The following is a 5,251-nucleotide window of genomic DNA, read 5'->3' as shown; positions in this document are numbered from 1 at the left end:
CCCGGTGAAACAGAATATGCGGTAACCAGTGATAAGCCTGTTTATCGTGCGTTTGATCCGGTTGATATTATGCGTACGCCTTACCGTATCGATATTATGCAACCTATATATTTCGTACTCGATAGTATTGATCAACTGTACGAATTGGCCCAGAAAGACATTATGAGTATGGTATTAGAGGCTAAATCTTTAGGCTTGCATGAGCCTATGTTTCCACCCAAAGATAAGGAGATTGTGGGAGACTATGTCTGAATTACATGAATTGAAATGTGAAGCGTGCCAGGTTGGTGCGCCGATGGTCACCGAGCGTGAGATGATTGAGTTGTCTCAGAATATCCCAGAGTGGGATGTGTTTAGCAGGGAAGGGATTAAGCAACTTGAGCGGGCCTATAAGTTCAAGAACTTTAAACAAGCCTGGGCATTTGCAGACAAAGTCGCCGAGCTTGCCGAAGAAGAGTTTCATCATCCGGCTATCACGCTGGAGTGGGGGAAAGTGACGGTTTGCTGGTGGAGTCATTCAGTGAAAGGACTGCATAAAAATGATTTCATCTGTGCTGCAAAAACGGATTTAGCTTATCAATCGTTAAATCAGTAAAGTCTGAATGTTTAAAGCAGGGCGAGATATAACCATATATTTCATATGGTCATGAATTGTTAACTATACTGTGAGTAGTAGTGTTAAGGCGAATAAAACCACGTGATCCATCCATAAGTAGATTTGCTCATATGAGCTTCGTAGTAACTAGACGTTCACTTTATCTTGCTTGACTTAACCTCCCACTTGGGAGGTTTTTTATTGCGCAAAAAGAATGAAACTCTATTGCTGTGTTTATCGTGCATCTATCAGCTTTATATCAAGGCGTTATCTTATTTTTGCACGGGCATTTCCCTGAGATTTTCTATACTCAGTGGATAAGAGCAAAGATAAAGGCTTAGAATGAGCGAGCAACAGGCATCTAAAGTGCTGGTGGGCTGTGAAGAGTGTGGCTTGGTGACAGAACTGCCTGTATTAACTGACGGGCAGAAAGCCTCCTGCCCTCGTTGCGGCCACACATTGGCAAAATATATCAGCCAGCCTTTTCAGCGGCCGTTATCTTATGGCATTGCCTGTTTGATTATGCTGGTACTCAGCATTAGCTTTCCGTTTATGTCTTTCAGTGTGCAGGGGATCACTCAGGAGATCACCCTGCTTCATGCTGCCAAAATGCTCAGCAGTTTCCAAAATAGTTTACTGGCAGCTTTACTATTATTGACTGTTGTGATATTGCCTGCCGTTTATATTTCCACCGTTCTGTACCTCTACTGGGTTGCCAAGAAGCTGTCTGTAACTGCTGAGGCAAAATCAGTTCGTATGTTCGAGAAGCGTCTGTGCCGCGGCATGACCGTTATTGAGCCTTGGCTTATGGTGGATGTTTTTCTTATTGGGGTTTTGGTCAGCCTGATAAAAATTGCATCACTGGCTGATATCGGCCTGGGAATGTCATTTTGGGCGTTTTGTTTTTATACGCTGCTGGTTGTGAAATGTGTGTCCATGGTAGACAGAACGTGGTTATGGTTGCAGTTTGCCCCTATGCTACCTTTGCCCGGGCTAAAAGTTGGCGACAGTCACCAATCTGCTAATCATGTCAGCTGTCATACCTGTGCCCAGCTTAATCCTATGCCAGTCACTTCGCATGCTCGTTGTCGCCGTTGTCATAGTACTTTACACCCTTATCATCCGCATCAGAGCCTGCAACGAAGTTGGGCATTATTAATCGCCGCTGTTGTCTTCTTTGTTCCGGCTAATTTGTATCCGATGATGTTCACCGTCAGTCTGGGTAACTCGGAGGGCTCGACAATCATGGAGGGGGTTGTTCTGCTGTGGCAATTAGGTTCGTACCCGATTGCCGCGGTTATCTTTCTGGCCAGCATTATTATTCCGCTTGCCAAGATCTTCGCATTGTTCTGGCTGTACATGAAAGCACAGGCTGTCGGTTCAACTGACGGCCGACAGGCGATCCAGCGATTAAGGCTTTATCGGATCACCGAGTTGATTGGCCGCTGGTCAATGATTGATATTTTTGTTGTCGCCATTCTGGTGGCCTTGGTGCAGTTACAGAATTTGATGGCAATTTTTCCGGGACCGGCAGCACTGTCTTTTGCCAGTGTTGTTATTTTAACCATGTTGTCGGCAATGACCTTTGATCCAAGGATCTTCTGGACAGAAGAAGAGCCGGCTGCCTCTTCGAATAATCACGAGCAGGCATCATAAGACAAGGCAGTGGTAATCAATAATAAAGAGAAGCCAACTATGAGTGATAACAAGCAGGAAAAAGCTGAAGTCCAGGATATCAAGCAGATTTCTTCTATCTGGCTTGTTCCAGTGATTGCGCTGGGAATCGGCATTTGGATGATTGCTCAATACATGATGAGCAAAGGGCCGGAAGTGACATTGTTTTTGAAAACAGCCGAGGGGATTGAGGTTGGAAAAACGGAGGTTAAGGCACTCAATGTCAGAGTCGGGGTTATCACGGATGTGAGCTTAAATGATGACTATAGCGCTATTATCGCCACAGCGCAGATAGACAAAGATGCCGCTCGTATGCTCAAGGAAGACACCCTATTTTGGGTGGTAAAACCTAGAATTGGTAAAGAGGGCGTATCCGGGCTGGAAACGTTACTCTCAGGTGCCTATGTCCAATTGCAACCGGGCGTTGCAAAAAAGGAAAAACTCGAGTTTACCGTGTTGGAGGTACCACCGGTTGCACCGCCTGATGCTAAGGGGATCCGGCTGGTTCTCTATCATAACGAAGCTGGCAAACTCGGGGTGGGAGACCCGGTATTGTATGAAGGTTTTACGGTCGGTCGGGTAGAGAAAATAACCTTTGATCCCGAGGCCAAGAAAGCCAATTACCAGCTGTTTATCTTCGAGCCCTATAACAGTCTTATCCGCAAGCGAACCCGTTTCTGGTTAACGTCCGGCGTGGATTTGCAAATGTCTGCAGAAGGGTTCAACTTGAAAATAGGTTCGATCGAGTCTTTGATCACCGGTGGGGTCAGCTTCAGGGTGCCAAGAGGCAATGAGCCGGGTGAGTTGATCACTAAGGAGCTGAGCCGGTTTCGGCTCTACAACAATCTCAAGCAGGTCAGGGAGCGCTTTTTTGATGAATATCTCGAATACGTCATGTTGTTTGACGAATCGGTTCGAGGGTTGAACTCAGGTGCTCCTGTTGAGTACCGGGGTATTCGCATTGGAACCGTTAGGAAAGTTCCGTTGGAACTGCCTCGGGCCGTGAGCGGGTTTGCAAGTAAGCAGATCCCAGTCTTGGTGCGTATAGAACTGGGGCGGATATATGAACATGTCGATGTTGATTCCTTGCCTCAGTTGAAGACGAACCTTGAGCGGGAATTTAAGGCTGGGCTCCGAGCTTCTTTGAAGACAGGTAACTTGTTAACAGGGGCATTGCTGGTTGATACTGAACTCTATCCTGAAGAAGAAATGCCTGAGTTAGCGCGCTATGGTGACTATGATGTTTTCCCAACCAAAGCAGGAGGGTTTGCCCAAATACAAAAACAAATTAGCGCTATCTTAAGCAAGATAAATAACCTGCCAGTTGAAGATACACTGGCAAGCTTGAATAACAGCCTGAACGCTTCGCAGAAGACGTTGCTGGCCGCCGAAAAAATGGCGAACGAGCTGGCTGTGATTTTGGCGAACCAGGATACTCAGGCCATTCCTAGCGAAGTCCGTAACAGTCTGCAGCAGATTCAGAATACCTTAGATGGTTTTGGGCCAGATGCCGAACCGTATCGTAACCTGGAACAGGCCTTGTCACGATTTGAACAGGTAATGACAGAGCTTCAGCCGGTATTGCGGCAAATAAATGACAAGCCAAATTCACTGATTTTTTCGGGAGAAAAGGCCAAAGATCCTATTCCCGTCGGGGGGATTAAGTAATGCGTAAATGGTTAATGATATTGGGAGGGATCCTTGTGGGCTGCAGTAGTCAGCCAACGGAGCCCGTCAGCAATACTTATCTGCTACCTTCAGGAAACCAGGCTGTCACGTCTGCAATTGCGACTAATCAACCTTTGCTGGTGGTTCGCCCGGTGGAAATGGCCGAGCACTTGTCAGGCAACGGGTTGGTCTATCAGCTTAGCGATACCGAGGTGGTACAGGCGCAGCAAAATTTATGGGCTGAAAGCATCAGTGAGCAACTTACGCGACGGATAAACAACGATCTTCGCCAGAAACAATCAAGGTATTGGCCGACAGAGCTAACGCCAGCTTTGTCAACAATGGGAGTGCCGCGGCTTCAAGTAAAAGTGAATCAGTTTAATGGTCACTATACCGGGGTTGCCAAGGTTAGTGGGGAGTGGTTATTGCTTGATGCGAAAGGCGTGCTGCAGGGCGTTTACCCTTTTACCTATCAAGTCCCGCTGGAGCGAGATGGTTACGATGCGCAGGTGAAAGCTCTATCAGAAGCTGTTAACCGGTTAACCACTCAGATGGCGCAGCGAATAGCGATATTTACCACGAAAACCTAGCCTGTGTGAGGCTAGGTTTTTTTATTAGATAGTTCTCTAAAGGGTAATTGTGGCGGTGCCGTTACAGTTTTACGAGCATTTTCCCGGTGTTTTTTCCTTCGAATAACCCGATAAAGGCATCGGGTGCTTTGTCTAAACCTTCAAATACGGTCTCTTCCCACTTGATCTTGCCTTCGGCAATCCATTCTCCCATTTGCTGAGTGAACTCAGGGTAGTGATCCCAATGGTCCGTTACTATAAAGCCCTGCATTTTTAGTTTCTTACCAATGAGCTTGATGAGGTTTTTTGGCCCGGGTTGTGGCTCGGCATCGTTATAGTTCGAAATCATGCCGCAGGCCGTTATCCGGCCAAAGTTGTTCATGTTATCCAGGGCGGCTTCAAGGTGCTCACCGCCCACATTGTCGAAGTAGACATCTATTCCCAGTGGGGCAACAGCAGCGAGAGCGTCAGATAAATTTGCCTCAGATTTATAGTTGATAATGGCGTCGATTCCCATCTCTTTGAGAAAGTTAGCTTTCTTGTCAGATCCTACCGATCCTATCACAGTACAACCGTGCAACTTGGCTATTTGGCAGGCAGCACTGCCGACAGCGCCGGAGGCTGCTGAAACAAAAACAGTATCCGTTGGTTGCAGATCTGCGATGTAGAATAAGCCCGACCAGGCTGTCATACCCGGCATTCCCATGATGCCGAGGAAGCTTTGCAGAGGAAGGGGAGTCGCCGG

General features: G+C 47.1%; 5 protein-coding genes and 1 pseudogene. 5 read left to right on the top strand and 1 reads right to left on the bottom strand.

Annotated features, from left to right (window positions below; all coding sequences use genetic code 11):
• From phhA to MHN01_RS15675, 5 genes and pseudogenes are all read left to right on the top strand, one after another.
• Nucleotides 1-252, top strand: a pseudogene (phhA, locus tag MHN01_RS15695) (phenylalanine 4-monooxygenase); the annotation flags it as partial.
• A complete protein-coding gene (locus MHN01_RS15690) occupies nt 245-595 on the top strand; it encodes a 4a-hydroxytetrahydrobiopterin dehydratase (RefSeq protein WP_239412205.1) in 351 nt (116 codons plus the stop codon). The pseudogene phhA and the gene MHN01_RS15690, both read left to right, overlap by 8 nt.
• Nucleotides 596-937: 342 nt before the next feature.
• Nucleotides 938-2,251, top strand: coding sequence for a paraquat-inducible protein A (locus MHN01_RS15685; RefSeq protein WP_239412204.1), 1,314 nt, complete (start codon nt 938-940; stop codon nt 2,249-2,251).
• A 39-nt stretch (nt 2,252-2,290) separates the two neighbouring features.
• On the top strand, nt 2,291-3,937 hold the full coding sequence (gene pqiB / locus MHN01_RS15680) for an intermembrane transport protein PqiB (protein WP_239412203.1): 1,647 nt from the start codon (nt 2,291-2,293) through the stop codon (nt 3,935-3,937).
• The gene (locus MHN01_RS15675; RefSeq protein ID WP_239412202.1) at nt 3,937-4,527 is read left to right on the top strand and encodes a membrane integrity-associated transporter subunit PqiC; all 591 of its coding nucleotides are present in this window, start codon (nt 3,937-3,939) and stop codon (nt 4,525-4,527) included. The genes pqiB and MHN01_RS15675 overlap by 1 nt, the downstream gene beginning before the upstream one ends.
• A 61-nt stretch (nt 4,528-4,588) precedes the next feature.
• Here the strand turns inward: MHN01_RS15675 and MHN01_RS15670 are convergent.
• Nucleotides 4,589-5,251, bottom strand: a 663-nt coding sequence (locus tag MHN01_RS15670) for an NADP-dependent oxidoreductase (RefSeq protein ID WP_239412201.1), incomplete at its 5' end; no start/stop codon positions are given.

Source organism: Photobacterium sp. OFAV2-7 (genome assembly GCF_022347985.1).
Classification (GTDB): Bacteria; Pseudomonadota; Gammaproteobacteria; order Enterobacterales; family Vibrionaceae; genus Photobacterium.
Note: the sequence above shows the minus strand (reverse complement) of the source record. Positions and strands in the feature narration are given on the sequence as shown.

Coding starts and splice junctions, on each gene's coding strand:
- MHN01_RS15690 (WP_239412205.1), top strand. CDS start 245: ATGTCTGAATTACATGAATTGAAATGTGAAGCGTGCCAGGTTGGTGCG.
- MHN01_RS15685 (WP_239412204.1), top strand. CDS start 938: ATGAGCGAGCAACAGGCATCTAAAGTGCTGGTGGGCTGTGAAGAGTGT.
- pqiB (WP_239412203.1), top strand. CDS start 2,291: ATGAGTGATAACAAGCAGGAAAAAGCTGAAGTCCAGGATATCAAGCAG.
- MHN01_RS15675 (WP_239412202.1), top strand. CDS start 3,937: ATGCGTAAATGGTTAATGATATTGGGAGGGATCCTTGTGGGCTGCAGT.